The sequence below is a fragment of the Marinobacter sp. bablab_jr008 genome, from assembly GCF_016464145.1.
Taxonomy (GTDB): Bacteria; Pseudomonadota; Gammaproteobacteria; order Pseudomonadales; family Oleiphilaceae; genus Marinobacter; species Marinobacter nauticus.
This window is the reverse complement of record NZ_JACDWW010000059.1, coordinates 111334-136962: the sequence shown is the minus strand read 5'-3', so window position 1 is coordinate 136962 and position 25629 is coordinate 111334. Positions and strand designations below refer to the sequence as shown.

At 58.1% G+C, this 25629-nt stretch carries 23 protein-coding genes; 9 read left to right on the top strand and 14 right to left on the bottom strand.

Annotated elements, in window-relative coordinates; translation table 11 throughout:
* Window positions 1–231 precede the first annotated feature (231 nt).
* Window positions 232–1578, bottom strand: a complete 1347-nt coding sequence (gene miaB / locus JIF53_RS09230; RefSeq protein WP_199452343.1) for a tRNA (N6-isopentenyl adenosine(37)-C2)-methylthiotransferase MiaB — start codon at window positions 1576–1578, stop codon at window positions 232–234.
* A gap of 342 nt (window positions 1579–1920) precedes the next feature.
* Here miaB and trmH point away from each other — a divergent pair, with 342 nt between their 5' ends.
* On the top strand, window positions 1921–2655 hold the full coding sequence (gene trmH / locus JIF53_RS09225) for a tRNA (guanosine(18)-2'-O)-methyltransferase TrmH (protein ID WP_011786182.1): 735 nt from the start codon (window positions 1921–1923) through the stop codon (window positions 2653–2655).
* 7 nt (window positions 2656–2662) lie between these two features.
* Here trmH and JIF53_RS09220 read toward each other — a convergent pair whose 3' ends face one another.
* The 4 genes from JIF53_RS09220 to JIF53_RS09205 all read right to left on the bottom strand — a co-directional run bounded on the left by JIF53_RS09220 (window position 2663) and on the right by JIF53_RS09205 (window position 6969).
* The gene (locus JIF53_RS09220; protein ID WP_011786181.1) at window positions 2663–3679 is read right to left on the bottom strand and encodes a nucleoid-associated protein; all 1017 of its coding nucleotides are present in this window, start codon (window positions 3677–3679) and stop codon (window positions 2663–2665) included.
* Between the two features lie 124 nt (window positions 3680–3803).
* Complete coding sequence (cysN, locus tag JIF53_RS09215; RefSeq protein ID WP_199452342.1) at window positions 3804–5462, bottom strand: sulfate adenylyltransferase subunit CysN; 1659 nt, start codon at window positions 5460–5462, stop codon at window positions 3804–3806.
* Window position 5463: 1 nt separating this feature from the next.
* Window positions 5464–6378 carry a sulfate adenylyltransferase subunit CysD gene (gene cysD, locus JIF53_RS09210; RefSeq protein ID WP_323127165.1) on the bottom strand — a complete coding sequence of 305 codons (915 nt, stop codon included), beginning with the start codon at window positions 6376–6378 and terminating at the stop codon, window positions 5464–5466.
* Between the two features lie 168 nt (window positions 6379–6546).
* Entirely contained in the window at window positions 6547–6969 is a 423-nt protein-coding gene (locus tag JIF53_RS09205; protein WP_014422121.1) for a PilZ domain-containing protein, read from the bottom strand.
* A 282-nt stretch (window positions 6970–7251) separates the two neighbouring features.
* Here JIF53_RS09205 and rimO point away from each other — a divergent pair, with 282 nt between their 5' ends.
* Complete coding sequence (gene rimO, locus JIF53_RS09200) at window positions 7252–8619, top strand: 30S ribosomal protein S12 methylthiotransferase RimO (protein ID WP_228285518.1); 1368 nt, start codon at window positions 7252–7254, stop codon at window positions 8617–8619.
* Between the two features lie 203 nt (window positions 8620–8822).
* Here the strand turns inward: rimO and gatB are convergent, their stop codons facing one another.
* Genes gatB through gatC form a run of 3 tightly spaced genes read right to left on the bottom strand, consistent with a single transcriptional unit; the run spans window position 8823 to window position 12075 of the window.
* Complete coding sequence (gene gatB / locus JIF53_RS09195) at window positions 8823–10274, bottom strand: Asp-tRNA(Asn)/Glu-tRNA(Gln) amidotransferase subunit GatB (RefSeq protein ID WP_199452341.1); 1452 nt, start codon at window positions 10272–10274, stop codon at window positions 8823–8825.
* A 22-nt stretch (window positions 10275–10296) separates the two neighbouring features.
* Entirely contained in the window at window positions 10297–11754 is a 1458-nt protein-coding gene (gene gatA / locus JIF53_RS09190) for an Asp-tRNA(Asn)/Glu-tRNA(Gln) amidotransferase subunit GatA (protein ID WP_199452340.1), read from the bottom strand.
* A gap of 33 nt (window positions 11755–11787) precedes the next feature.
* A complete protein-coding gene (gene gatC / locus JIF53_RS09185; protein ID WP_011786174.1) occupies window positions 11788–12075 on the bottom strand; it encodes an Asp-tRNA(Asn)/Glu-tRNA(Gln) amidotransferase subunit GatC in 288 nt (95 codons plus the stop codon).
* A 392-nt stretch (window positions 12076–12467) separates the two neighbouring features.
* On the opposite strand from gatC, the gene JIF53_RS09180 reads away from it, so the two are divergent.
* The 7 genes from JIF53_RS09180 to JIF53_RS09150 are packed head-to-tail and all read left to right on the top strand — an operon-like array spanning window position 12468 to window position 21551.
* Window positions 12468–13511: a rod shape-determining protein gene (locus JIF53_RS09180; RefSeq protein ID WP_011786173.1), complete on the top strand. Its 1044-nt coding sequence runs from the start codon at window positions 12468–12470 to the stop codon at window positions 13509–13511.
* Window positions 13512–13540: 29 nt separating this feature from the next.
* The gene (gene mreC, locus JIF53_RS09175) at window positions 13541–14407 is read left to right on the top strand and encodes a rod shape-determining protein MreC (protein WP_153741149.1); all 867 of its coding nucleotides are present in this window, start codon (window positions 13541–13543) and stop codon (window positions 14405–14407) included.
* Complete coding sequence (gene mreD, locus JIF53_RS09170; RefSeq protein ID WP_011786171.1) at window positions 14407–14883, top strand: rod shape-determining protein MreD; 477 nt, start codon at window positions 14407–14409, stop codon at window positions 14881–14883. The genes mreC and mreD overlap by 1 nt, the downstream gene beginning before the upstream one ends.
* Before the next feature lie 4 nt (window positions 14884–14887).
* On the top strand, window positions 14888–15490 hold the full coding sequence (locus tag JIF53_RS09165) for a Maf family protein (RefSeq protein ID WP_023011340.1): 603 nt from the start codon (window positions 14888–14890) through the stop codon (window positions 15488–15490).
* Window positions 15487–16968 (top strand): ribonuclease G, encoded by a 1482-nt coding sequence (rng, locus tag JIF53_RS09160; protein ID WP_011786169.1) that lies wholly within the window; start codon window positions 15487–15489, stop codon window positions 16966–16968. Before JIF53_RS09165 ends, rng begins: the two co-directional genes overlap by 4 nt.
* 37 nt (window positions 16969–17005) lie before the next feature.
* Window positions 17006–20716, top strand: a complete 3711-nt coding sequence (locus tag JIF53_RS09155; RefSeq protein ID WP_199452339.1) for a YhdP family protein — start codon at window positions 17006–17008, stop codon at window positions 20714–20716.
* 10 nt (window positions 20717–20726) lie between these two features.
* The gene (locus tag JIF53_RS09150; protein ID WP_199452522.1) at window positions 20727–21551 is read left to right on the top strand and encodes a carbon-nitrogen hydrolase family protein; all 825 of its coding nucleotides are present in this window, start codon (window positions 20727–20729) and stop codon (window positions 21549–21551) included.
* Here JIF53_RS09150 and yjgA read toward each other — a convergent pair whose 3' ends face one another.
* The 6 genes from yjgA to hpf form a co-directional block, all read right to left on the bottom strand.
* On the bottom strand, window positions 21552–22076 hold the full coding sequence (yjgA, locus tag JIF53_RS09145; RefSeq protein ID WP_011786166.1) for a ribosome biogenesis factor YjgA: 525 nt from the start codon (window positions 22074–22076) through the stop codon (window positions 21552–21554).
* A gap of 17 nt (window positions 22077–22093) precedes the next feature.
* Window positions 22094–23455 carry a magnesium transporter gene (gene mgtE, locus JIF53_RS09140; RefSeq protein ID WP_011786165.1) on the bottom strand — a complete coding sequence of 454 codons (1362 nt, stop codon included), beginning with the start codon at window positions 23453–23455 and terminating at the stop codon, window positions 22094–22096.
* A 91-nt stretch (window positions 23456–23546) separates the two neighbouring features.
* Window positions 23547–23816, bottom strand: coding sequence for an HPr family phosphocarrier protein (locus tag JIF53_RS09135; RefSeq protein ID WP_011786164.1), 270 nt, complete (start codon window positions 23814–23816; stop codon window positions 23547–23549).
* Window positions 23817–23822: 6 nt separating this feature from the next.
* Window positions 23823–24707, bottom strand: coding sequence for an RNase adapter RapZ (rapZ, locus tag JIF53_RS09130; RefSeq protein ID WP_199452338.1), 885 nt, complete (start codon window positions 24705–24707; stop codon window positions 23823–23825).
* Window positions 24708–24761: 54 nt separating this feature from the next.
* On the bottom strand, window positions 24762–25232 hold the full coding sequence (gene ptsN / locus JIF53_RS09125; RefSeq protein WP_199452337.1) for a PTS IIA-like nitrogen regulatory protein PtsN: 471 nt from the start codon (window positions 25230–25232) through the stop codon (window positions 24762–24764).
* Between the two features lie 88 nt (window positions 25233–25320).
* Window positions 25321–25629, bottom strand: a complete 309-nt coding sequence (gene hpf, locus JIF53_RS09120; protein WP_011786161.1) for a ribosome hibernation promoting factor — start codon at window positions 25627–25629, stop codon at window positions 25321–25323.

Genomic DNA, 25629 nt, shown 5'->3' with positions numbered 1-25629 from the left:
TACAGGGCCTGCTTTCTTATTAACGAGCGTCTTCGTGAACCAGGCAATGATGGGGCTTCTTTAGCATGCCACCGTGTGGTCAGGCGGAGGCGGGCTGGATAAGCCTCCCAAAAATGTCGGAGGCCATGGATGGCCGGAGAGAAGCGCACATGGATGTGCTCGTAGCGGTTTTTGGGAGGCTTATCCAGCCCGCCTCCCAACTCCACACAAAGAGCACATGGGTGCCGAAGCCTAAAACAACTCGGAACTAACCGGCACACCACGAAGAGAGTTCGGGTAGGCCTCGACGATTTCTACGTCGATGAAATGACCAACCACCTCAGGATTCTCGTGGCGGAAGTTCACAATACGGTTGTTCTCCGTACGCCCCGCATACTCGCCCGGATCCTTCTTGGACAAACCAGTCACCAGAATCCGCTGAGTAGAACCCACCATCTTCCGGCTGATATCCATCACATTCTGATTCAGGCGATCCTGAAGAATGCTCAACCGCTGCTTCTTAACCTCCATCGGCGTATCGTCCGGCAAGTCAGACGCCGGCGTGCCCGGACGGGCGCTGTAGACGAAGCTGAAGGACATGTCGAAGCCGATGTCGTTGATCAGCTTCATGGTGTCCTCGAAATCCTTGTCGGTTTCACCCGGGAAGCCGATGATGAAATCCGAAGAAAAGCTGATGTCCGGGCGGATCTTGCGCAGGCGGCGCAGCTTGGATTTGTACTCCAGCGCCGTGTGGCCCCGCTTCATCGCTGCGAGGATGCGATCAGAGCCGCTCTGTACCGGCAGGTGCAGGTGGCTGACCAGTTCGGGAACCCGCTCGTAGACTTCAATCAGCGCATCGCTGAATTCCACCGGGTGAGAGGTGGTGTAGCGGATGCGGTCAATGCCGTCGATGGTGGCGATGACTTCGATCAGTTCTGCCAGGTCCATCTGGTCGCCGTCGTGGGTTTCGCCACGGTAGGCATTGACGTTCTGGCCCAGCAGGTTTACTTCGCGCACGCCTTGGGCGGCCAGATGGGCCACTTCGGCGATGACGTCGTCCACCGGGCGGCTGACTTCTTCGCCACGGGTGTAGGGCACCACGCAGAAGGTACAGTATTTGCTGCAGCCTTCCATAATGGAGACAAACGCAGAGGGGCCGTCGGCGCCGGGCTCAGGCAGGTTGTCGAATTTCTCGATTTCCGGAAAGCTGACGTCGACCACGCCAACGCCGTTACCCTTGGTGCGTACTTCGGTGATCATGTCGGGCAGGCGATGTAGGGTTTGCGGGCCAAATACCATATCCACGTAGGGCGCGCGGTCGATGATGGCCTGGCCTTCCTGGCTGGCGACGCAGCCGCCGACGCCGATGATCAGGTCGGGTTTTTTGGTTTTGAGACTTTTCCAGCGGCCAAGCTGGTGAAACACTTTCTCCTGGGCTTTTTCGCGGATGGAGCAGGTGTTCAGCAGCAGGATGTCGGCGTCATCGGCGTTGTCGGTGACTTCGACCGCTTCGCCGGTTTTGAGCAGGTCTGCCATGCGGGCAGAGTCGTACTCGTTCATTTGGCAGCCGTGGGTTTTGATGTACAGCTTCTTGGCCATGGGTCTCACGTAGTTTGGTGTGTTGGCGCCGGGGTGGAGTGGGGCGCTGGCAAAAATGGACTGCGTATTATAACGGGGTGCTTAATCTTCAACCACCGTTGTCTCGGTATTCCTCATTTGGCTATGTGCTATTATTCGCCGCTTATGTGCATGAAGGCTTTTGGGGTGGGCTTTCCAAAAACCGCTACGAGCACATCCATGTGTGCTTCTCTCAGGCCATCCATGGCCTTCGAAATTTTTGGAAAGCCCACCCCAAAACCCTTCCCAGACACCTGTACTGGATTCTACAAGCTTGATTGTTGTTTTGTGGGAGCCGGAAAATCATCGCTAGCCAATTTACTTATGACTCCCGAACGCCTCGCCCGAATCAAGCAAGTCCTCAACACCCGTCAACCCGACCTGCGGGTGCTGACGGATCAGGTGCACAAACCCAGAAACCTGTCGGCCATTATTCGGTCCTGCGATGCCTTCGGCCTGGCCAATATGCACGTGGTCTGGCCCAAGGAGGGTTTTCGGGCATTTCGTAAGACAGCCGGCGGCAGCTTTCATTGGGTAACAACTCACACCCATCCGACCATGGATAACGCGGTAACGGAGCTGAAAGCTCAGGGGCACAAGCTCTATGCGGCGCAATTGTCAGACCGGGCGGTGGATTTTCGGGAGGTGGATTACACCGTGCCGTGCACGATTATCATGGGTAACGAGGTGGATGGGGTGAATCCGGTCACTGCAGAACAGGCGGATGAGCATATTGTGATTCCGATGATGGGAATGGTGGAATCGCTGAATGTGTCTTCAGCTTGCTCGATTATCCTTTCCGAAGCCCAGCGTCAGCGGAAGCTGGCAGGTATGTTTGATCAGCGACGGATGCCCGATGACGAGTACAACCGTCTGCTGTTCTGTTGGTGCCAGCCAACAGTGAAGCGGTACTGTGATGATCGCAACCTGCCGTATCCGCCTATTGATCATGAAACCGGGGAGTTGATCGATGGCGTGGGCTGGATGCAGGAGGTCAGGAAGCTCAGGGCCAATCGCCCCCGGTGGGACGATCAGCCGGAAAATGTAGCAGAGGACTGAGCTTGGATCAGTCCTCGCGGGCTTCCAGGTACCGTTGCAGTTGTTCTCGCAGCGCTTTGGGCAGGCGGGTGATGGTGAGGGCGTCTTTGTCACGGTCGTAGTACACCGCCTGGTTCACCAGGTCCGACGAAAAAGACACGCTCATACCTCCGCCGGAGCCAGCGATGCGCACGAGTTTTTTGACCTTGCGGTGGTCCGGGTGCAGTACGCCGGTTTCCGGTAGTTCCGCGTTCTGGCTGGCGAATTCCTTGAAGCGCTGGGGCTGGCTTTCGTCCAGGTAATTCGACAGAGCTTCGATTTCCACGGGCTCGCCCAGGGCGTGCTGGTCTTTGCAGAATTCGTAGGCCTTGGCGCGCACTTCGCCGGCTTTTTCCGGTTCGCTGGTTTTGGCGAATGCTTCCACTGCGTCCAGAAAGGTCATGGTTTCCTTTTCCACGTCCACGCTGTTGGTGAAGGCGCACAGGCGGATGAACAGTTCGCCGGGGTCGCCGGTGCCGCGGCCGTGGATCAGGGTCATGTAGTTTTCGCTGCCGTTGGCGTTGCGCCAGTCGTCCAGTTCAATTCGCACGGCCAGGTTCAGGCGCGACAGGCTGAGTACGTCGGTGGCGTCCAGTTTCTGGCTGCCGTCGAAGCGCATGGCGCTGTCGGTTTCCAGGATAAACAGGTACACCACTTCGGCATCGGCCAGGGCGTCGTGTACGATCATCAGGTGGCCGTCAAATTCTTCCTGGCTACCGGTCAGCAGTTCCTGCCACTGGCCGAAAAGACGGTCGGTCATGGCCGCGAAGGTCTGTTTGTCTTCCAGGTAGTCTTTGAGCCAGGCGCTGAAGGGGCATTCGCCGATGTCGTCTGAGAAGCGGCCATATTTCTTGCCGGGTTTGCTGTTGAACAGGCGCTTCATCTGCTTGTGCAGGGCTTCGTAGTCGCCGCCCGGTTCCTGCAGGGCCTCGCCCGCTACGAGGCGGGCAGGTTGGCCCGGCTGGTATTGGCTTGCGAAGGCGGTGCGCAGGTGTTTGATGGCCATGGGTCAGCTCCTGTCAGATTCAGTCGGCTTGGCGGAGCGTGATTGTGCCACGGTTGGCAGAGAAAGAAACCCCGGTCCCGACGTCTTCGTTCGGGCCGGGGTTCTCAATGGGCGTGTATGGAAATCAGATTCGCTTGCTGCGAATCAGTTCCTGGACCAGTGTCGAGACGGCGCCGGGAATGTCAGCTTCGTTCTCTGCGTTGGCACTGGCGTTGGCAATGTCCGAACCCAGGTTCACGGCAATGGCTACCAGCCCGTGAGCGGTCAGCAACTGCGCTACCCGACGGCGTTCGTCTGCGTCGCCCGCATTTTCTTCGGATACCACGACGGCGGTCTTGCCCTGATCGAACAGAGCTCGCTCAACGGCCTGTGCCAGTTCCGGGCCATGTTTGCCGTTACAGGCGATGATGGCCGGTTTCTGGGCCAGGCGTCGTTCGCGTTCCTCGGCGGTGACCGGGTCCAGGGATTCCAGACCATCGGCCAGGCCAGCGATCATGCCTGCCCCGATGGTTACGTTGGTCAGGCGGTCAATGACGATGAAGCTGCCGGTGGCGTGGTTACGCTGATAGGCGTCGAACGCGACCGGTTGGTTCAGGGTCAGTTCGCACAGGCCGATCTCGTTCAGGGCCAGTTGGCTGGGATTGGCTTGCTGATCCAGCGTGTTTACATCGGTCTGATGGTGGATTTTCTTCACGGTACCGGAAGTAAAGGTGGGGCCCAGCTTGATGTCATACAGCCGGCCGGTTTCCAGCGGTGCGTCGGTCATCCAGACAATGTTGGCATTGAAGCGGTTGTGGACTTCCGGTTCGTCCTCCACCTTCACCAGCATGTCGCCACGGCTAATGTCGATCTCGTCTTCCAGGGTCAGGGTGACCGCCTGGTCGATGTAGGCTTCGTCCAGGTTGCCGTCGAAGGTCACGACTTCCTTTACTTTGCTGGTACGGCGTGAGGGCAGGGCCATCACTGCATCGCCAGGGCGAACCACCCCAGAGGCGATGGTGCCGCAGAAGCCGCGGAAGTTCAGGTTCGGACGGGTCACGTACTGCACCGGGAAGCGGAAATGCTCCAGGTTCTTGTCACGGGACACTTCCACCGTTTCCAGAATTTCCATCAGCGGCTGGCCGGTAAACCAGGGGGTGTTCTCGCTCTTGTTGACGACGTTGTCTCCATCCAGCGCCGAGATGGGAACAAAACGGATGTCCTTGAGGCCCAGTCGTGAGGCAAAGGCCAGGTAGTCGTCGCGGATTTCATTGAAGCGCTCTTCGCTGAAGTCCACCAGATCCATTTTGTTCACGGCGACCACGATGTGCCGGATGCCCAGTAGCGAGGCAATATAGGAATGCCGGCGGGTCTGGGTGAGTACGCCGTGGCGGGCATCAATCATCAGGATGGCCAGTTGCGCAGTGGATGCGCCGGTGGCCATGTTGCGGGTGTACTGCTCATGGCCCGGGGTGTCCGCGATGATGAACTTGCGTTTGTCGGTGCTGAAATAACGGTAAGCGACATCAATAGTAATGCCCTGTTCCCGCTCGGCCTGAAGGCCGTCCACCAGCAGTGCCAGGTCCAGTTTTTCGCCGGTGGTGCCCATTTTTGCGCTGTCAGTTTTCAGGCTGGCCATGTGATCTTCATAGATCATCTTGGTGTCATGCAACAGCCGGCCAATCAGCGTGCTCTTGCCGTCATCCACACTGCCGCAGGTGAGCAGGCGCAGGAGTTCCTTGTTCTCGTGTTGCTTCAGGTAAGCCTGAATATCTTCTGCAATCAGATCAGACTGGTGTGACATGTTAGAAATACCCTTCCCGCTTTTTCTGTTCCATGGAGCCCGCTGAGTCGTGGTCGATCACCCGGCCTTGCCGCTCTGAGCTGGTGGCCAGCAGCATTTCCTGAATGATGTCGGGCAGGGTGTTGGCCTCGGATTCAATGGCGCCGGTCAGCGGATAGCAGCCCAGGGTACGGAAGCGTACCGATTTCATCATCGGCTTTTCACCTTCTTTCAGGGGCATGCGGTCGTCGTCCACCATGATCAGGGTGCCATCGCGCTCTACCACGGGCCGCACGGCTGAGTAATAGAGGGGAACGATGTCAATGTTTTCAAGGTAGATGTATTGCCAGATGTCCAGCTCAGTCCAGTTGGACAGCGGGAAGACCCGGATGCTTTCGCCCTTGTTGACTTTGCCGTTGTAAATATTCCAGAGCTCCGGGCGCTGGTTCTTCGGGTCCCAGCGGTGGTGTTCGTCACGGAAGGAATATACCCGCTCCTTGGCGCGTGATTTTTCTTCGTCCCGGCGGGCGCCCCCGAAGGCGGCGTCGAACTTGTACTTGTTCAGGGCCTGCTTCAGGGATTGGGTTTTCATGATGTCCGTGTGCTTGGCGCTGCCATGAGTAAAGGGGCCGACGCCTTGCTTTACGCCTTCTTCATTGATGTGCACGATCAGGTCTAGCCCGAACTTCTCCGCTACATTGTCCCGGAACGAGATCATGTCCCGGAACTTCCAGGTGGTATCCACGTGAAGCAACGGGAACGGTGGCTTGCCCGGGTAGAAGGCTTTCAGGGCAAGATGCAGCATCACGGCAGAATCTTTACCGATGGAGTAAAGCATGACCGGGTTGTCGAACTCGGCGGCCACTTCCCGAATGATGTGGATGCTTTCGGCTTCCAGCTGTTTGAGATGGGTGAGGTTATATGTGGTCATGTTCATCCGTTGCCATGGAGGGCGAAGTAATGGCTGTAATTTAGATGAACAACTATATCAGAGCAGCTTAGGGTATAAGAAGGAATGCTGTAAGAATTTCAGGTTCTAATAATATAGCCTTCGCCGGTGTCTCGAGGCGGGTGTAAACGCCAGCGACGTCGCCACTGGCTTCCGTCAGTGAGCTTCGCTGGAGGGATTACGTGCGTCCGAAAGCAATTTGGCAACGTAACGATCGACATAGTCAAAGCCGTTACCTTCGAATTCACAGAACTGGATACCAATCTGGAACTCGTCTCGGGCAATGCGACGCATGTGTACGATGTTCCCATCGGCAAGCACCGTGACCGGCTGGTTTGCAATGACGGGCACCGAAAAACGGGTTTTGACTTCGATCCAGTGGCCGGGGGCCGGTGTTTTCAGGCCCGGAACCAGCTGTTTGACGGTGTCCTGATCACAGGAGAGCATCACGCCTGAGCGGGACAGGTTGGATACCTGGCAGGTAAGGCAGCAGCCATCCGGCTTTTCGATGGTAATGTCGGTTGAAACGTCCACCCGCTGCTGGTTTCGCAGATTGGGTTTGGCGGCAAGAGGTTTCATGTTCACTCTTCTGGCATGTGTGGTTTGAAAAGAAGTTGCCTTTCCCATAAACGCCTTCCAGAAAAACGCATAAACGATTGAAAGTTTAGCTGTTTAAAAAGTGAACAGCAAGAATCCTGTCGGTAATTGTGGCACTTTTACTACAAAATTCTGAACACGGTGTCACAGTTTTAGTCGGTAAGTTGATCTGCGTCAGCGGATTTGTGGTGGCGGAGTAGGTGGTGCTACTGCTGCAGTTCTTCCGGTCGTGAGGTAAAATTGCCCGCTACACTCATCGGGAGCATGGCTCCGGACATCCTGCAGGCTTTTATGACCGAGAAAACGCAAAACGCGCCCCAGAGCGGAAAAGTAGGCTTTATCAGCCTTGGTTGCCCGAAGGCGCTGGTAGATTCTGAACGTATCCTGACCCAGTTGCGCCTGGACGGCTACGATGTGGTGCCCACCTACGACGACGCCGATATTGTGGTGGTGAACACCTGTGGTTTTATAGATGCCGCCAAGCAGGAATCCCTGGACGCCATTGGTGAGGCAATCAGTGAGAATGGCAAGGTCATCGTCACCGGTTGCATGGGGGTTGAGGCCGACCGGATCCGTGAAACCCATCCGGGCGTGCTCGCAGTGTCCGGTCCTCATGCCTACGAAGAAGTGGTCGGCGCCGTCCACCAATATGTGCCGCCCAGGAAAGAGCATGACCCGTTTGTGGACCTGGTGCCGCCGCAGGGCGTCAAGCTGACGCCTCGCCATTATGCCTACCTGAAAATCTCGGAAGGCTGTAACCACCGTTGCACCTTCTGCATCATTCCCTCAATGCGGGGCGACCTTGTCAGTCGCCCGATTGGCGACGTGATGGACGAGGCCAAACGGTTGGTGGATGCGGGGGTGAAAGAGATTCTGGTGATTTCCCAGGACACCTCCGCCTACGGCGTCGACATCAAATACCGCACCGGTTTCTGGCAGGGGCGCCCGGTAAAGACCAAAATGCAGGCGTTGTGTGAAGCGCTGGGTGAGATGGGCGTGTGGGTTCGGTTGCACTATGTCTATCCCTATCCCCATGTGGACGACATCATTCCGCTGATGGCCGAAGGCAAGATCCTGCCGTACCTGGACATCCCGTTCCAGCATGCCAGCCCGAAAGTGCTCAAGGCCATGAAACGCCCGGCCCATGACAGCAAGACTCTGGAGCGCATCAGGAAGTGGCGGGAAATCTGCCCGGAACTGACCATTCGCTCCACCTTCATCGTGGGTTTCCCGGGGGAAACCGAGGAAGACTTCCAGTACCTGCTGGACTGGCTGGACGAGGCTCAGCTGGATCGAGTGGGTGCCTTCACTTACAGCGCGGTGGAAGGGGCGCCGGCGAACGAGCTCGAAGGTGCGGTCCCCGAGGAGGTGAAGGAGAAACGCCTCGCTCGCTTTATGGCCAAGCAAGCAGAAATCTCAGCGGCGCGTCTTCAGGCGAAAATCGGTCGTACCATTGATGTGTTGATTGATGAAGTTGGTGAAGAGGGTGCGATCGGTCGCTCGAAGGCCGATGCGCCAGAGATTGATGGCATGGTCTACCTGAACGATGAAACCGAACTCGTTCCCGGTCAGATTGTGCAGGCTGTCGTAGAGCATGCCGATGAGCATGACCTTTGGGCACGTTTGATCTGACTGTCGGCATCGTGTCAGCGAACTATCGCAAAAAGGTCTGGCAGGGTGGGTTTGGAGCCCCTTCCCAAAAATGTCGGAGGCCATGGATGGCCGGAGAGAAGCGCACAGGGATGTGCTTGTAGCGGTTTTTGGGAAGGGGCTCCAAACCCACCCCTCCCCACAATCCGAAGGCTAGGGCCAAAACAAGATGGCCCACGCCAATGCTAGCCGCCAAGCTTGCGAACAAGAATCTCATTGAACAGCTTGGGGTTACCCTGGCCCTTGGAAGCCTTCATCAGCGGCCCCATGAAGCCACCAAGCATCTTCTTGCGCTTCTTCGGATCTTCCTCGTTCTGGTATTGAGCCACCTGATCCGGCATGCCGGCCAGCACCTCATCAACCATGGATTCCAGGGCGCCGGTATCCGACACCTGCTTCAGGCCCTTGGCTTCAATAATGGCATCGACATCGTTGTTTTCGCCCGTCCATAGCGCCTCGAACACCTTCTTGGCACCGGCGGAGGACAGTGTGTTATCGGCGATGCGGGTCACCATGGCGCCCAGTTGTGCGCCGGTAATCGGCGCCTCGGCGACGGACTTCTCCTCCGCATTCAGGCGCGCGGAGAACTCGCCTTGAATCCAGTTGGCGGCCAGCTTGGCATCTTTGCCGTGTTCCACGGTTTCTTCGAAGAATGCAGCCAGTTTGGCGTCGGCAGACAGGATGCCAGCGTCATAGTCGTTCAGGCCGTATTGCTCCTTGAAACGCGCCCTGCGAGCGTCCGGCAGTTCCGGCAGGCGGCTGCGGGCGTCTTCGATGAAGGCATCGTCGATTTCCACCGGCAACAGGTCCGGGCAGGGGAAGTAGCGATAGTCGTTGGCTTCTTCCTTGGTGCGCATCGAGCGGGACTCGTCCCGGTCACCGTTGTACAGGCGGGTTTCCTGCACAATCACGCCACCGTCTTCCAGGATATCCATCTGCCGCTCCACCTCGTGGGCGATGGCCTGTTCCATGAACCGGAACGAGTTCAGGTTCTTGGTCTCGGTGCGGGTGCCCAGGGCGTCGGAGCCTTTTGGCTTCAGAGAGATGTTGACGTCAAAGCGCATGGAACCCTGGGACATATCGCCGTCGCAGATACCCAGCGAGGTAACAATGCTGTGCAGCTTTTTGGCAAAAGCCACGGCTTCCTCGGCGCTGGTCATATCCGGCTCGGTCACCACCTCAATCAGCGGCGTGCCGGCGCGGTTCAGGTCGATGCCGGTCATGCCATGATAATCCTCGTGCAGGGATTTGCCGGCGTCTTCTTCCAGGTGGGCGTGGTGAATGCGCACGCGCTTGGTGCTGCCATCGGCCAGGTCGATGTCGACATAGCCGGGGCCAACGATGGGCTGGGCCAACTGGGTGGTCTGGTAGCCCTTGGGCAGGTCCGGGTAGAAGTAGTTCTTGCGTTCGAAGACCGAGCGCCGGCCGATTTCGGCATTGGTTGCCAGGCCGAACATCACCGCGTAGCGGAACGCCTGCTCGTTGGGTACCGGCAGGGTGCCGGGCATCGCCAGGTCAACCGCGTTGGCCTGGGTGTTGGGCTCGGCACCGTAAGCGGTGCTGGAGCCGGAGAAAATCTTGGTCTGGGTGGCGAGCTGAACGTGAATTTCCAGCCCGATCACGATATCCCACTGCATGTGTTCGTCTCCTAATCCGGGCTTATTGAGGTTCACGCTGGTGCCAGTCGGTCACCTGCTGGAACTGATGGGCGGCGTTCAGCAGGCGGGCCTCGGAGAAGTAATCCCCGATGATTTGCAGCCCCACCGGCAAACCGTCGACAAACCCGGCCGGAACTGACATGGCCGGAATGCCCGCCAGGTTAATGGCGATGGTGAACACGTCTTCCAGGTACATGGATACGGGATCGGTGTTCTTCTCGCCCTGCCTGAACGCAGGCGTCGGCGACACCGGACTCATCAGCACGTCTACTTCCTTGAACGCGTTGATGAAATCCTGTTGGATCAGCCGGCGAACCTTCTGGGCCTTCAGGTAATAGGCATCGAAATAACCGGCGGAGAGGGCGTAGGAGCCCACCAGAATCCGGCGCTTCACCTCGTTACCGAAACCTTCCGCCCGGCTGCGGGTGTACATATCCATCAGATCTTTCGGGTCTTCGCAGCGGTAGCCGTAACGAACACCGTCAAACCTGGACAGGTTGGCGGACGCCTCAGCGGGGGCGATCACGTAATACGCTGCGATGGCCAGCTTGGCGTTGGGCAGCGACACCTCTTTTACCGTCGCGCCCAGCTTTTCATACTCGCGAATCGCGTTACGAACCTGCTCTTCCATAGCCGGAGCCAGCTGGTCACTGAAGTATTCCTTCGGCAGGCCAATCTTCAGGCCCTTCAGCGGCTCGTTCAGGGTGGCCGTGTAATCCGGTACTTCCCGGTCAATGCAGGTGGAGTCCTTCGGATCGTGCCCCGCCATCACATTCAACATCAGCGCGGCATCTTCTGCCGTGCGCGCCATCGGCCCGCCCTGATCCAGGGAAGAGGCAAAGGCAATCATCCCGTACCGTGACACCCGGCCATAGGTCGGCTTCAAGCCGGTGATGCCGCACAATGCCGCCGGCTGACGGATTGAACCACCGGTATCCGTGCCCGTTGCTGCTGGCACCAGTCGTGCCGCTACCGCAGCCGCAGAACCACCAGATGAACCACCCGGTACCCGCTTGTCACCACCGGACAGGCCCCAGGGGTTGGTCACGGCGCCATAAAAACTGGACTCGTTAGACGAGCCCATGGCGAACTCGTCCATGTTGGTCTTGCCAAGGCACACCGCGCCAGCCGCCTTGAAGTTAGCCGTTACCGTCGCGTCGTAGGGAGGTACAAAATTATCCAGCATTTTCGACCCGCAACTGGTGCGAATGCCGCTGGTGCAGAAGATATCCTTGTGAGCAAAGGGCACCCCGGTCCACACCGTGGCCTTACCCGCTGTCCGCATCTCGTCTGCAGCCCTGGCCTCGGCCAATGCCTGCTCTTCGGAGATGGTAATAAAGCTGTTGTACTTGCCGTCTTCTGTCTTCAGACGGTCCAGGAACTGCTGCGTCAGCTCCACACTCGAAATCCTGCCACTCTCCAGCTCTCTGGAAAGTTCTGCTACAGACTTGTTATGCATGATAAATCCCGAAATCTCTGATGGACGACCAAATCACTCAATAACCCTGGGCACCAGATACAACCCATCCTCGGTAGCCGGCGCAATCGCCTGGAACGCCTCCCGCTGATTGGTTTCGGTAACCACATCTGGCCGCAGCTTCTGCACCGCATCCAGCGGATGCGCCATAGGCTCCACCGCATCGGTATCCGCGGCACTCAACTGATCCACCAGATCCAGAATATTGCCCAGATCCTTTTCCAGAGCCGAAACCTGCTCGCCGTCCACCTTGATGCGGGCGAGCACGGCAACTTTCTCGATGTCCTCGCGGGAAATGCTCACGTTGCCTCCAAAAAGCGTGTGTGAAAACAATTTAATGTCAGGTTAGAAGCCAGGAATAACGTATGGGGATGCTTGTGAGGATGGCTTTCCAAAACTGTGCGAAGCCATGGATGGCGGAGCTCAAGCGACACAGGGATGTGCCGAAGGAGCGTGTTTTGGAAAGCCATCCTCACAAGCAGCCATGCTCCACGGTTAACTGCGCGCGGAATCCTGGCGACAACAAAGCCCGACATATTAGCAGAACCGCGCGCAACATTGGCCCCGTCTAAAGCCATAAAATGTGAGAATGGTAAGCCCCGAAGCCCCGATGGCGCCTTGCCTGAGTAGGTGCTCACTGCTAAAGTTGCCGCATTCTTTTCTGCAACCGCAACTCTCAGGTTGAAACAACACGAATGTTAATCAAAAGACTCCGAGGCTTATTCTCAAGCGACCTGTCCATCGACCTGGGCACCGCCAACACCCTTATCTACGTGCGCGAACGCGGCATTGTACTTAACGAACCCTCTGTCGTGGCCATCCGCACCAATAACTCCCAGAAAATGGTCGCTGCCGTCGGGTCCGAAGCCAAACGCATGTTGGGCCGCACCCCGGGCAATATTACCGCCATCCGTCCCATGAAAGATGGTGTGATCGCCGACTTCGTCGTGACCGAAAAAATGCTCCAGCACTTTATTCACAAAGTGCACGAAAACAGTTTCATTACCCCGAGTCCCCGCGTACTCGTGTGTGTGCCCAGCAAATCTACCCAGGTAGAGCGCAAGGCCATCCGCGAATCGGCCCTGGGTGCAGGCGCCCGCGAGGTGTTCCTGATCGAAGAACCCATGGCGGCTGCCATTGGTGCCGGCCTGCCGGTGGAAGAAGCCAGCGGCTCCATGATTGTCGACATCGGTGGCGGTACCACCGAGATCGCGATTATCTCCCTGAATGGCATCGTCTATGCCGAATCCGTCCGGGTTGGTGGCGACAAGTTCGACGAAGCCATCGTTACTTACGTCCGTCGCAACTACGGCAGCCTGATCGGCGATTCCACAGCCGAGCGTATCAAGCATGAAATCGGCTGTGCCTATGAAGGCCTGGAAGTGCGAGAAATCGACGTTCGTGGTCGCAACCTGGCTGAAGGTGTGCCCCGGGCCTTCACCCTGAACAGCGAAGAAATTCTCGACGCGCTTCAGGAATCCCTGGCCCAGATCGTCCAGACCGTGAAGAGCGCCCTGGAGCAGTCTCCGCCTGAGCTGGCCTCCGACATCGCTGAGCGCGGCATTGTGCTGACCGGTGGCGGTGCGCTGCTGCGCGGCCTGGACAAGCTCATCAGCGAAGAGACCGGCCTGCCGGTCATTATTGCGGAAGATCCGCTGACCTGCGTAGCCCGTGGCGGCGGTAAAGCCCTGGAAGTGATTGATCGCGGTGGCATCGGAATGTTCTCCCAGGAGGGGTAACCCCGTGGGAGGGCTAAGCCATTAAGACCATATTCGTCCAGGGGCCGGTACCCGGTTTCCGGCTGTTTCTCGTCGTTCTGTTATCGGCAGCGTTAATCGCTGCCGATGCCCGTTTTGACAAGCTCACCACCGTCCGCAGCACTCTCGCCACCGGGCTGGCTCCGGTGTACTGGCTTGGCAATGCCCCATATTCCTTTGCCGACTGGTTTTCCGGCCTGTTTGTCAGCCGCGATGATCTGCAGCAGGAGAACGAAGAGCTCAAAACCCGCCTGCTGATTCTGGAACGCCGTGCTCTCAAGTACGCGGCTCTGGCGTCGGAGAATAACGAGCTGCGCCGGCTGCTGAATTCTTCCGAAGTACTGGATGACCGGGTCATTGTGGGCGAAGTGGTGGGGGTCTCCCCGGATCCGTTCTCCCACGAGATCATCATTAACAAGGGCGAGAGTGATGGTGTCACGACCGGTCAGGCGGTACTGGACGCAGAGGGCCTGATGGGCCAGGTGATCCAGACCAGCCAGTTCACCTCCCGTGTCCTCCTGGTGTCCGACAGCAGTCACGCCGTTCCCGTTGAGGTGGTGCGTAATGGTCTGCGTTCGATTTTGCTGGGTAACGGCGAAACCGATGAGCTGGATCTGGTTCACGTACCGGATACTGCTGACATCCGCGAGGGCGACATGCTGGTTAGTTCCGGTCTTGGCGGGCGATTCCCCCGAGGCTACCCGGTGGCAGAGGTCAGTTCCATCGTCAAAGAGCCGGGGGAGCCTTTTGTGACCATTCAGGCCGCGCCGAAAGCCCGCCTCAACCAGAGTCGGCTGGTGCTGATCGTGTTTCAGCCGGAAGAGCGCTCGGTGCCCGAAAATGGGCAGACGGCCCCGGATAACGAGGAGGCAAACTGATGTTGTCTGTCATCAGTTATCCGCTGTTCGCCATCACCGTGGTGTTATCGTTGGTGCTGAGTATCTCCCTGTTTCCGGTGGACTGGTTTCAGTTTCGCCCGGAGTGGCTCGGACTGATTGTCTTCTACTGGACCTTCCGCGCCCCGGCCCAGTTTGGCATTTTGATGGCCTGGTGCCTGGGGTTGTTACTGGATATTCTCGAGTCTACCCCGCTGGGCGTGAATGCCATGGGCATGGCCCTGATCGCCTTTCTGGTGCTGACTATTCACCAGCGGTTGCGGATGTATCCGCTGCCTCAGCAGTGCCTGATGGTGTTTCTGTTATTGGGCATCAACCAGATGCTGGTGCATTTCGTGAAACAGTTACTGGGTGCTGAAAGCGCCGGTTTCAGCTACTTGTGGCCAGCCTTGACGAGCGCTCTGGCCTGGCCTGTGGTCAGTGGCGTACTGGACACAATCAACCGTAAACTGGGATAACTGTATGAGCTGCCTCATTCTGGCCTCGGCATCACCGCGCCGGGCTGAGTTGCTGAGACAGATCGGTGCTGACTTTCAGGTGGCGCCTGCCGAGATAGACGAGACACCGCAACCGGGTGAAGGGGCTCAGCACTATGTTGAGCGCCTGGCCCGGGAGAAAGCCTCTTGTGTTGCCGGTGAGGCCCCGGGTGCCTGGGTACTGGGGTCTGACACCTCTGTGGTTATAGACGGAGAGATTCTTGGGAAACCGGAGTCCGATACGCAGGCTTGTGAGATGTTGCGCCGGTTATCTGGAAGAACCCATCAGGTGATGACCGCGATCGCTCTGGCCCAGGATCAGAAGTGTCGGTCATTGGTGGTGGTCACCGATGTCAGCTTTCGGGAGCTCTCAGAAGCCGAAATCGTCGCCTACGTCGCCACCGGTGAACCCATGGACAAAGCGGGAAGCTACGGAATTCAGGGACTTGGTGGTATCTTTGTTCGGGAACTCAAGGGCAGCTACAGCGCTGTGGTGGGTTTGCCTCTGCAGGAAACCGCAGAGTTATTGGCAGATGCCGGCGACCCTGTCTGGCGCCACTGGCCATGCAGTAAGGAGAGCCAAGCATGAGTGAAGAGATCCTGATCAACGTGACTCCGGTGGAAACCCGGGTCGCCCTCGTTGAAAACGGCATGTTGCAGGAAGCCTATATCGAGCGCACCAGTCGCAAGGGGATTGTCGGCAACATCTACAAGGGCAAGGTCGTTCGGGTGCTGCCCGGCATGGAAGCCGCGTTCGTGGACATCGGCCTGGAACGGGCGGCTTTCATTCATGCGTCCGACGTCGTCAGTGGCCAGACATCTGGCGACGAACCGTCAGACGCCCCCCGGACCGTGCCGGATATCCGTACCCTGTTGCGGGAGGGGCAGTCCCTGGTGGTGCAGGTAACCAAGGACCCGATTGGTACCAAGGGTGCGCGACTCACCACCCAGCTTTCCATTCCCTCCCGTTATCTGGTGTTCATGCCAGGCGTTTGCCATGTCGGGATTTCCCAGCGCATTGAAGATGATAATGAGCGCGCGCGGCTGAAATCCCTGATTGAGGAAGGCGCAGCGGAACACGATGATGTGCAGGGTGGCTATATCATCCGCACCGCGGCGGAGGCTGCCTCGGCCGAAGATCTGATTGCTGATATGACCTACCTGCACCGGCTAAGCCAGTCGATCCAGGAGCGCATTGCCAAAGCGCCGGCACCCTCAGTGGTCTATCAGGATTTGCCGTTGTTTATTCGCACCATCCGGGATCTGATCCGACCGCAAACTGAAAAAGTGCGTATTGATAGTCGCGAGAGCTATCAGCGGGTAATGGAGTTTGTCAAAGAGTTCGTCACTGAGTTTGCCGACAAGGTGGAGTACTACCCCGGTGAGCGGCCTATCTTTGACCTGTATTCGGTTGAAGATGAAATCCAGAAAGCCCTGAGCCGCAAGGTTCAGCTCAAATCCGGTGGCTATGTGATCATCGATCAGACCGAAGCGATGACGACCATCGACATCAACACCGGTGCCTTTGTGGGCCACCGCAATCTGGAAGAGACCATCTTCAAAACCAATCTGGAAGCCGCCCGGGCGATCAGTCGTCAGCTTCGGCTGCGGAATCTGGGCGGGATCATCATCATCGACTTTATCGACATGGAAGATCCCGAACACCAGCGCCAGGTGCACCGGATGCTGGAGAAAATGCTGGAACGGGATCACGCCAAAACCAAGATCACCGGCGTTTCCGAGCTGGGACTTGTGGAGATGACCCGAAAACGCACCACCGAAAGCCTGGGTCAGGTTCTGTGCGAGCCGTGTCCGATCTGTGACGGCCGGGGATTCCTGAAAACCGCCGAAACCGTGTGCTACGAAATCTTCCGGGAAATCCTGCGCGTTAACCGTGCCTATGAGGCGGAGAATTACCTGGTGATGGCGTCCCAGAAGGTGGTGGACCGCCTGCTGGATGAAGAGTCAGACAACGTTGCGGACCTTGAAACCTTTATCAGTAAAACCATTCGCTTCCAGGTTGAGCCTTTCTACAGCCAGGAACAGTACGACGTTGTTTTGCTCTGACACCTGAGCAGCAGGGCGTTGCAGGGAGCTGAGTCTTATGTCGATCCGCGAGCCGGACAGTTCGCAACCAGCCGAGGATGAGCGCGGTCTGGTTGCCCGCGGGTTGGCGGTTTTTGCCAGTGTGGTCTGGTGGTCCATCCTGACGCTGCTGGTGTTATTCGCACTCTATGTTGGTGTCGGTCGCCAGCTCACCTCCGATATCAACAGCTTTTCTGATGAACTGGCGGCTTCGCTCTCCGAAGCCACAGGCCTGGATGTGTCTGTTGGCAGTTTATCCTCCCAATGGTATTGGCTGGATCCCTCCATTACCGCCAAAGATATCACCATCAATTCCCCGGATTCAGACCGCATAGCCGCAGAACTTGAGCACCTGGAATTGCGGCTCGATTTTTTTGCCTCCCTGTTCCGCTTCCGCCTGGTGTTCCGCAATTTTGACGCTGACGGTCTGGCGTTAACGGTGGTTCGCCCTACCGAGGATCCATTTATCAATCCGGTGGAAGAGATTGTGGAGCTGGCCGAGCCGGGTGCGCCGGAACTTCAGGAATGGATTCGCCTGGCAGGCCGCTGGTTGTCGGATCCGGAAGTCCGGGTGACACGGGTCAGCCTGGCGCTGGGCCCAAGCCGACAGAACCTTCGTTTTCTGGATATTCCTCAGCTTGATCTGTACTACCAGGGCGGCTTGTTCCAGGCCGCAGGCCGGGCCATGCAGAGTGGTACAACCACACAGCTGGCCAGTTTTGCTCTGGTAGGGCAGCGGTTTTTCAGGGGTGAGTTTACCGGTCAACTCTACCTGGATGTGGATTCCGGTCGACTGTTCGACGGCCTGATTGATGATCTGAACTGGCGGGGCATACGCGTTGAAGGCTTCGATCTGGGGGGCAGTGCCTGGTTAAGCTTTGAGGATGGCGAGCTGCAGCAGGTTCAGGGTCAGGTTCGCACTCCCTATCTTCAGTTAGGTGTTAACCGTGAATCGCTGGCGCCTCTTGAAGATATCCAGGCTCACTTCGGTTGGCGGCGGGGGGAGGCCCTACGTTTGCAGAAGCTTCGCTGGGACTGGATTGGCGATCAGGTTCTGCCGTTCAGTGTTCGCATCGAAGACGGTCAGGATGAGCTCAAGCTGGTGGCAGACTCACTGCCGCTCAAGCCTTTGCGGCGATTGGTTCAGGCCCTGGAGCTGCTGCCGGATGCCGCCAGCGAGGCGCTGGAGCATTATCAGCCTGCGGGTTTTCTGGACGATATGTTGTTTACTCTGCCAGAGCAGGGCTCCCGGTTCTCGTTAAGTGCCAGATTGCGGGAGTTCGGGGTGCGGGCCTGGTCTGGCGCCCCCCGCGCCGAGGGGCTATATGGCTTTATCAAGATGAATCCAGACAGCGGCAGGGTGACCCTGGATACACCAGAATCCGCCATGCTGGGCTTTCCGCAGTTGTTCAACACTGACTGGAGGCTGGACTCTCTATCCGGAACTGTCGCCTGGATCCTGGAAGGAGGGATCACCAGGGTATTCTCCGATGATCTGGAGTTTATCTATCGCTCAGATACCCGGTTAAGCGGCGCGTTTGACCTGCGGCTGGATCGATTCGGGGAGGACAATCTTGGTTTGAGCGTCGGCGTAGAAGGCGGCAATGCCGATATGCTGGCGGATTTCGTGCCGGCGAATGCTGTGGGCGACGGGCTTTATGAATGGCTCACCAACAGTATTCCGGAGGCCGGTATCCGGGGGCAGTACTATGGCCACGGTCGTATTGATTCCTCCGCGCCGTCTGGATCGTTTGTTTCCTCCATGTGGTATGAATTCGATAACGCCACGATTCGATACGACCAGCGCTGGCCCGCTGTGGAGCAGGCCAGCGGGCGGGTCGAGATCCAGAATGCCGACACGCGGGTAATGCTCGCTCGGGGCGAGATCGGTGGGTTGGAGCTGGAAAACGCCAGTGTTCACGTCCTTCCCGGAGATGGGGAAGCTGGCACGCTGGTGCGCGTAGATGCAGTGTCGACGGTTCCGGCAGAGAGAATACCCTGGTGGCTGGCCAATACTCCGTTGGGGGAATTGTTGGGATACGGTAACACCCGTGCCCGTTATGACGGGGAGTTTGAGCTGAGTCTTGGGCTGGAGCTACCGCTATCGCAAGGGCAGGACACCCGGGTTACGGCGCAGGTAAAAACCGACAATGCCGGATTCCAATTACCGGATGCGGGACTTCGCTGGCAGAATATTCGGGCTGACCTGACTTACGACAGTGTTGATGGATTTTCCGGGCCACCGGTCACTGCTCGTTTTTTCGATCAACCGGTCAGTGTTGTTTTTTCCGCCGCGGAGGCCGGCGACGCCATGCTGATACGCCAGCAAGGTGGTCTGAAGCTGCCAGGCTCCCTGGCGGCCTTTGGCCTGGCTAACGATGCGGCGCGCGGGCTTTCCGGAGAGCTTGTCTACACCGCTGAGCTTGAATTAGGCGGTGCCGGCGAGCCGGTGATTTCCCTGTTTTCAGACCTTGAAGGTCTGCAGGTGGATTGGCCCAAACCACTGGCAAAGACCGCGCGCGAGCGAACCCCCCTGTCGGTCCGGGTTGATCCGTTCCAGAGCGAAGGCGTGGCGATCGCTGCGCAATGGCAGGATCGTCTGGACGCTGAACTCCGTTTTAAAGAGACGGGCTTCGAGCTGGTCTTCGAACATTTGAATCTGGGCGCTCACCATCTGACCAATATCGCCATTGATGCGCTTGAGCTGGAGGACCGGTGGGTCGTTCATACAGACTCGGATCGGGCCCGGGGCAGGGTGGTGTTACCCAGAGAAGGAGGCACGGTAGAGGCCGACTTTGCAACCCTGCGCCTGGTACGGGAGACCAGTGCCGCAGAGCAGGACAACGAATTTCTGACTCTTGAGGAGCAGTTGCAGGCGTTCAGGGAGCTGGATATGGGAAATTGGCCCGACATTGATGCCAGAATCTCGGATCTCCGGCTGGATGGCGAGTCAGCGGGAAGCTGGCGTTTCAAGCTGCGCCCTGAACCCTATCGGTTGCGTGTGCAGGAGGTGGAAGGCCGGCTTGGATCCCTGGTGTTGTCCGGCGATATGACCTGGAGCATTGTGGATGACCGGGAAACGACCCGGTTTACTGGTAAGCTGGAGGGCGGGGCCCTTAAGGATCTGGAAGCGCTGACTGGCAGCACCATTCCGATGACCAACGAAGAAACGGCGGTTGAACTGGATCTGGATTGGCCGGGAAGCCCGAATAACATTGCTCTCAGCAAGATAAGCGGCACGGTCAGTGCCCGCCTGGACGACGGCATGATCATGGAGCAGAGCAATTCGGCGCAATTGTTCCGGGTCTTCAACCTGCTGAACACCGATACGCTCTGGCGCAGGTTGCGGCTGGATTTCTCGGATCTGTACGAACGGGGCGTCGCCTTCGACGCCATTTCCGGTAAGGCCAACATCATAAATGGCCTGGTGACCATGGATCCGGAACTGCAACTGGTGGGTCCGTCCGGCGCGTTCAAACTCAGCGGCAATACCAACATGGCCGAAGAGACGTTGGATATGCGCCTGGTCCTGGTACTACCCGTGACACAGAATCTGCCCCTGGCTGCCATACTGATGGGGGCGAGCGCCCCCATCGGCGGCGCCTTGTTCGTGCTCGATAAAATTCTGGGCGACCCGTTGAGCAAACTGACCAGTGCCACGTACAGTGTTACAGGAACCTGGAGCAATCCGGAAGTGGATCTGCGGGGCGTGTTCGATACCGGTGAGTAAGGAGGCCATGATGGTTCAGGTAGCGGCAATACAAATGGTCAGTACCCATGACATCGATGCCAACCTTGAAGAGGCCCGCATACTGCTGGCGGAAGCGGCAGGCGCAGGGGCGAAGGTGGCGGTGTTGCCCGAGAACTTCGCCGTTCTGGCCACCGCGCAGATGCTGGAGTGTGGCCGCCGGGAGGTGGGTAACGAGCCTGTTATCCGTTGCTTTCTGGCCGAGCAGGCCCGGTCATTGGGGATCTGGATTGTCGGCGGTTCCCTGCCGTTGGCCAGTCGGCGAGATGGTTCAGAGATAACAGGCCGGGTACGCGCCACCTGTCTGGTGTACAACGATCATGGTGAAGAAGTGGCCCGCTACGACAAGATTCACCTGTTTGACGCCATGGTTGAAGACGCCCACGGCCAGTATCGGGAATCGGATACCTTTGAGCCCGGTGATCAGGTGATTACGGTGGATACGCCGGCCGGACGACTGGGGTTGGCGATCTGTTACGACCTTCGCTTTCCGGAACTGTTCCGGGCCTTGAGAGAGCAGGGCGCCGAATGGATCTGCCTGCCCAGTGCCTTTACCTGGCAGACGGGCAATGCCCATTGGCACGCCCTGATACGCGCCCGCGCCATTGAAAACCAGGTCTGGGTGGTGGCGCCGGGGCAAGGGGGCCAGAACAGTAGCCGGCGAAGAACCTATGGCCACAGCCTGATCTGCGATCCCTGGGGTAAGATCGTCAGTGAGTTCGACGAAGGTCCGGGCATGGCTTGCGCCAATCTGGACCTGGAGCAACTGCATCAGTTGCGAAGCCGTATGCCCGTGTGGGAGCACCGGCGGCTCTGATTACTGCTCGGCGTCGTCGATCCATTCCCGCAGAGCCCGGAACAGCTTCCGGGCCTGGCCGGTATTCTTGCCTTTTTCGACTTCCTTGCGGGCATTGCGCACCAGATTGCGCAGGTGCTGCACATCGGCCGAAGGGCAGTAATCAATAAACTCTCCTACCACCTTGTCACCTTCGGAAATCATCCGGTCGCGCCAGCGCTCGGCCAGATGGTGTCGGCGGGTATGCTCTTCGCTGCCAGCGTGGAAGGCGTCGATGGCACGGCCAATAGCTTCGGGGTCGTCCTCCTGGCGCAACACCTTCCCAATGTACTGCAAGTGTCGCCGGCGGGCCTCACGCTGGGGAATCCGGCGTGATTCAATGATCGCCGCTTTCAGGGTCTCGCTGATGCTCAGCGTGGCCAGCTGTTCGTCGTTAAGGTCGAGCATGCGTTTGCCCAGATCCTGAAGCGCGTGCATTTCGCGCTTCAGCTGCGATTTGCTGGGGCCAAGGTCGTCCTGGAATTCGTCGTCAAATTGGTCAGTCATGGTAGGTCACAGGTTGCTCAGGCATAGAAAATGGTGGCCAGTCCCAGGAAGGCCATGAAGCCGACAACGTCGGTTACGGTGGTGAGTATCACACTGCCGGCCAGGGCCGGGTCAATGTTCCGGGATTTCAGGAACAGCGGCAAGACGGTGCCCACCAGCGCCGCCGCCACCAGGTTAATAACCAGTGCCGCCGCGATGATGGCACCAATCAGCCAGTCCTGGAACCAGACCACCGCGGCGGTGGCAACCACCACCGCCCACAGCAGGCCGTTCAGTACCCCGGACAGAAACTCACGGTTCAGCAGCCAGCCCACGTTGGCACCGCTGATCTGGCCAACGGCCATGCCCCGGATCACCAGGGTCAGAGTCTGGCTACCGGCAATGCCGCCCATGCTGGCCACAATTGGCATCAGTACGGCCAGTGCAACGACTTTGGCAATAGTGTCTTCAAACAGTCCAATCACGGCCGATGCGGTAAAGGCCGTGATCAGATTGATGCCCAGCCAGACCGCGCGCCGGCGGGTGGTCTTCATCACCGGGGCAAAGGTGTCCTCGTCTTCATCCAGACCAGCCATACTCATCAGGGAATGGTCTGCGTCCTCACGGATAACGTCGACCACGTCATCGATGGTGATCCGGCCCAGCAGCTTGTTGGTCTCATCCACCACAGGGGCAGAAATCAGGTCGTAGCGTTCGAACAGAGTGGCGACCTTGGTGTCGGACAGGGACACGGGAATGGGTTCAATGTCCGTGTCCATCACTTCCCGAACGGTAGCCGCGGGATTGGATACCAGCATCCGGGTAATGGGCAGCATGCCGATAAACTCGTCCCGACGGCTGACCACAATCAGGCTGTCGGTCATCGGGGGCAGGCTGCGGTGACGGCGCAGGTAGCGCAACACAACGTCGATGCTGATGTCCGGCCGTACCGTGATGGTATCGGTGTTCATCAGGCCGCCGGCAGTGTCCTCCGGGTAAGCGAGGACTTCCTCGACCCGCTGACGGTCTTGCTCGTCCATGGTGTCCAGGACTTCCTGGATCACCGTGTCCGGCAATTGCTGAAGCAAGTCGGCCAGGTCATCCGACTCGAAATCTTCCAGAATGTCCGCCAGCTCCTGCGCGTTCAGCTGGCTCAGGAAGTAGCTACGAATATCGTCGCCAAGGTACTGGAGGACTTCCCCTTCCAGCTGCTTGTCGACCAGGTTCCAGAGCAGGGCCCGTTGGCGTGGTGGCGAGGATTCCAGAAGGTGAGCAATATCGCTGGGGCTCAGACCGCCATTCAGAATGCGGGCCACCTGCTTGAGGGCACCACTGTCCAGCGCTTCACTGAGTGAGCGAAGGCGTTGGCGGGCCTGGCTTTTTTCCAGAATGTCGGTCATTGAACCACCTGCGATCAGAAAACCTTTGCATTATAGCGGAGTTAGGTGGCACACGTGAGAAAGGATTGTAGGTGAATGACGAAACCGGAGGTTATTCCCCTTCACCAAAATAATCGTTGATCAGGGCAGCCAGCGCGTCGATGGCATCCTGTTCGTCCGGGCCATCGGCAACCAGTTCCACTTCGGTGCCCTGGCTGGCGGCCAGCATCATCACCTGCATGATGTTCTTGGCGTCTACGTCCCGGCCTTTGCCGCGGATTCGCACCTTGCTGTCAAAGTCTGATGCGGTGGCCACAAGCTTCGCCGTGGCCCGCGCATGCAGGCCGAGTTTGTTGATGATGGTGATGGGGCGGCAAATCATAGGCGCTCAGATTTCTCCCCGGGCTTGAAGGTGTGGCAGTTCGGTGTGGCGCACCTGCACATTGCGGTAATTGTCGCGGAAATAGCGTCCGAGCTGCTCACACACATAAACGGAGCGGTGCTGGCCACCGGTGCAACCGATGGAAATGGTCATGTAGCTACGATTGCTGTCGGCAAACGAGGGCAGCCAGGTATTCAGGAAGCCCGTGACGTCATCCACCATCTGACGTGTCAGCGGTTCCCGTTCAAGAAATTCGATGACCGGCTGATCAACGCCGGTGTGCTTGCGCAGGCTGGTGTCCCAGTATGGATTGGGCAGGCAGCGGACGTCGAAGACGTAGTCTGAATCCACCGGCACGCCATGTTTGAAGCCAAAGGACTGGAACAGCAGTGCCAGTTCCTGATCCTTGCGGCCGGCCACGCGCTGCTTGATCATGTCGCGTAGCTCATACATGGAGAGCCCGGTCGTGTTGACGTAAAGATCGGCCAGCTTTGACAGGGGTTCCAGTAATTGCTTTTCGTTGGTGATTGCCTCCCGCAGAGACGTCTTGTCATCGCTCAGCGGATGCTTGCGGCGGGTTGCGTGAAAGCGCTGCAGCAGTGACTGCTCGTCGGCATCCAGGAAAATGATTTCAAGCTCGACACCGGTCTGCTTCAGTTGCTGGTAGATGGTTTCAAAATTGGCCAGCTCGGCAGAAAGATTACGGGCATCAATACTGACGGCCATTTTCTTCAGCCGGCCCGGTGCTTCCTGGGTGGCCGCCTCCCGGGTCAGCGGGAACAGCAAACCAATGGGCAGGTTGTCGATGCAGTAGAATCCCAGGTCTTCCAGCACATGCAGAGCCGTACTCTTGCCGGAACCGGATCGGCCACTGACGATAATCAGCTTCATGGGACTGTTTCTCCTTCAATCTGCCTGGCAGCCTGTCCAGATATCAGGCTGATCTCAGTGATTACTCTCCGCCATACGCTGGTAAAGGCTCGCGGCATCTTCACACTGGCGCAGCCGGGCGCAGAAGGTGCTGTCATTGAAGCGCTCCGCCAGCTGGCTCAGTAACTCCAGGTGTTCACTGGTGGCTTCTTTGGGGACGATCAGTGCAAACACCAGATCTACCGGCTGGTTATCGATAGCATCAAAGTCTACCGGCTCCTCCAGAGTCATCAGCACGCCGATGACCCGGTCCAGGCCTTCCAGTCGGCAGTGGGGGATGGCAATACCCTCGCCGATACCGGTGCTACCCAGCCGTTCGCGGGAGACCAGATTGTTGAAGATCTGGGTGTCGCTGAGGATTTCATCCTGAAAGTGAATCCGTTCAGCGATGAACTCCAGCACACGTTTCTTGCTTGAGGCCGGCACCTTACACAGGGTCAGTTCAGGGGCAAGAATATTGTCGATGGTCAGGGATGGCTCGCTCATGGATCGACTGCATGTCCGTAAAAAAAAGGCTGCGGCCGGTTAGCCCCGCCGCAGCTCGTTTCATGAAACACCCGGTAAGGTTCGCGCTTCAGCGACCGCCGTTACCGTGCATCCGGTCTACGTTCTTTTCCTTGTGCTTGAGGATCTGACGGTCCAGCTTGTCGACCAGAGCGTCGATTGCGGCGTACATGTCCTCATTTTCTGCCTTTGCGTGAATCTCACCACCAATCACGTGCAGCGTGGCTTCCGCCATCTGGCGCACCTTCTCGACCTCCAGTGTGACCTGGCAGTTACTGATGTGGTCGAAGTGACGCTCCAGCTTCTCGAACTTGGTGTTGACGTAATCCTTCAGAGCGGGAGTCAGTTCTACGTGATGGCCTGAAATGTTGAGTTGCAT

Excerpts from the sequence above, each read along its gene's own strand:
- miaB (WP_199452343.1), bottom strand. The coding sequence starts at position 1,578 with ATGGCCAAGAAGCTGTACATCAAAACCCACGGCTGCCAAATGAACGAG.
- trmH (WP_011786182.1), top strand. The coding sequence starts at position 1,921 with ATGACTCCCGAACGCCTCGCCCGAATCAAGCAAGTCCTCAACACCCGT.
- JIF53_RS09220 (WP_011786181.1), bottom strand. The coding sequence starts at position 3,679 with ATGGCCATCAAACACCTGCGCACCGCCTTCGCAAGCCAATACCAGCCG.
- cysN (WP_199452342.1), bottom strand. The coding sequence starts at position 5,462 with ATGTCACACCAGTCTGATCTGATTGCAGAAGATATTCAGGCTTACCTG.
- cysD (WP_323127165.1), bottom strand. The coding sequence starts at position 6,378 with ATGAACATGACCACATATAACCTCACCCATCTCAAACAGCTGGAAGCC.
- JIF53_RS09205 (WP_014422121.1), bottom strand. The coding sequence starts at position 6,969 with ATGAAACCTCTTGCCGCCAAACCCAATCTGCGAAACCAGCAGCGGGTG.
- rimO (WP_228285518.1), top strand. The coding sequence starts at position 7,252 with ATGGCTCCGGACATCCTGCAGGCTTTTATGACCGAGAAAACGCAAAAC.
- gatB (WP_199452341.1), bottom strand. The coding sequence starts at position 10,274 with ATGCAGTGGGATATCGTGATCGGGCTGGAAATTCACGTTCAGCTCGCC.
- gatA (WP_199452340.1), bottom strand. The coding sequence starts at position 11,754 with ATGCATAACAAGTCTGTAGCAGAACTTTCCAGAGAGCTGGAGAGTGGC.
- JIF53_RS09180 (WP_011786173.1), top strand. The coding sequence starts at position 12,468 with ATGTTAATCAAAAGACTCCGAGGCTTATTCTCAAGCGACCTGTCCATC.
- mreD (WP_011786171.1), top strand. The coding sequence starts at position 14,407 with ATGTTGTCTGTCATCAGTTATCCGCTGTTCGCCATCACCGTGGTGTTA.
- JIF53_RS09165 (WP_023011340.1), top strand. The coding sequence starts at position 14,888 with ATGAGCTGCCTCATTCTGGCCTCGGCATCACCGCGCCGGGCTGAGTTG.
- rng (WP_011786169.1), top strand. The coding sequence starts at position 15,487 with ATGAGTGAAGAGATCCTGATCAACGTGACTCCGGTGGAAACCCGGGTC.
- JIF53_RS09155 (WP_199452339.1), top strand. The coding sequence starts at position 17,006 with ATGTCGATCCGCGAGCCGGACAGTTCGCAACCAGCCGAGGATGAGCGC.
- JIF53_RS09150 (WP_199452522.1), top strand. The coding sequence starts at position 20,727 with ATGGTTCAGGTAGCGGCAATACAAATGGTCAGTACCCATGACATCGAT.
- yjgA (WP_011786166.1), bottom strand. The coding sequence starts at position 22,076 with ATGACTGACCAATTTGACGACGAATTCCAGGACGACCTTGGCCCCAGC.
- mgtE (WP_011786165.1), bottom strand. The coding sequence starts at position 23,455 with ATGACCGACATTCTGGAAAAAAGCCAGGCCCGCCAACGCCTTCGCTCA.
- JIF53_RS09135 (WP_011786164.1), bottom strand. The coding sequence starts at position 23,816 with ATGATTTGCCGCCCCATCACCATCATCAACAAACTCGGCCTGCATGCG.
- rapZ (WP_199452338.1), bottom strand. The coding sequence starts at position 24,707 with ATGAAGCTGATTATCGTCAGTGGCCGATCCGGTTCCGGCAAGAGTACG.
- ptsN (WP_199452337.1), bottom strand. The coding sequence starts at position 25,232 with ATGAGCGAGCCATCCCTGACCATCGACAATATTCTTGCCCCTGAACTG.
- hpf (WP_011786161.1), bottom strand. The coding sequence starts at position 25,629 with ATGCAACTCAACATTTCAGGCCATCACGTAGAACTGACTCCCGCTCTG.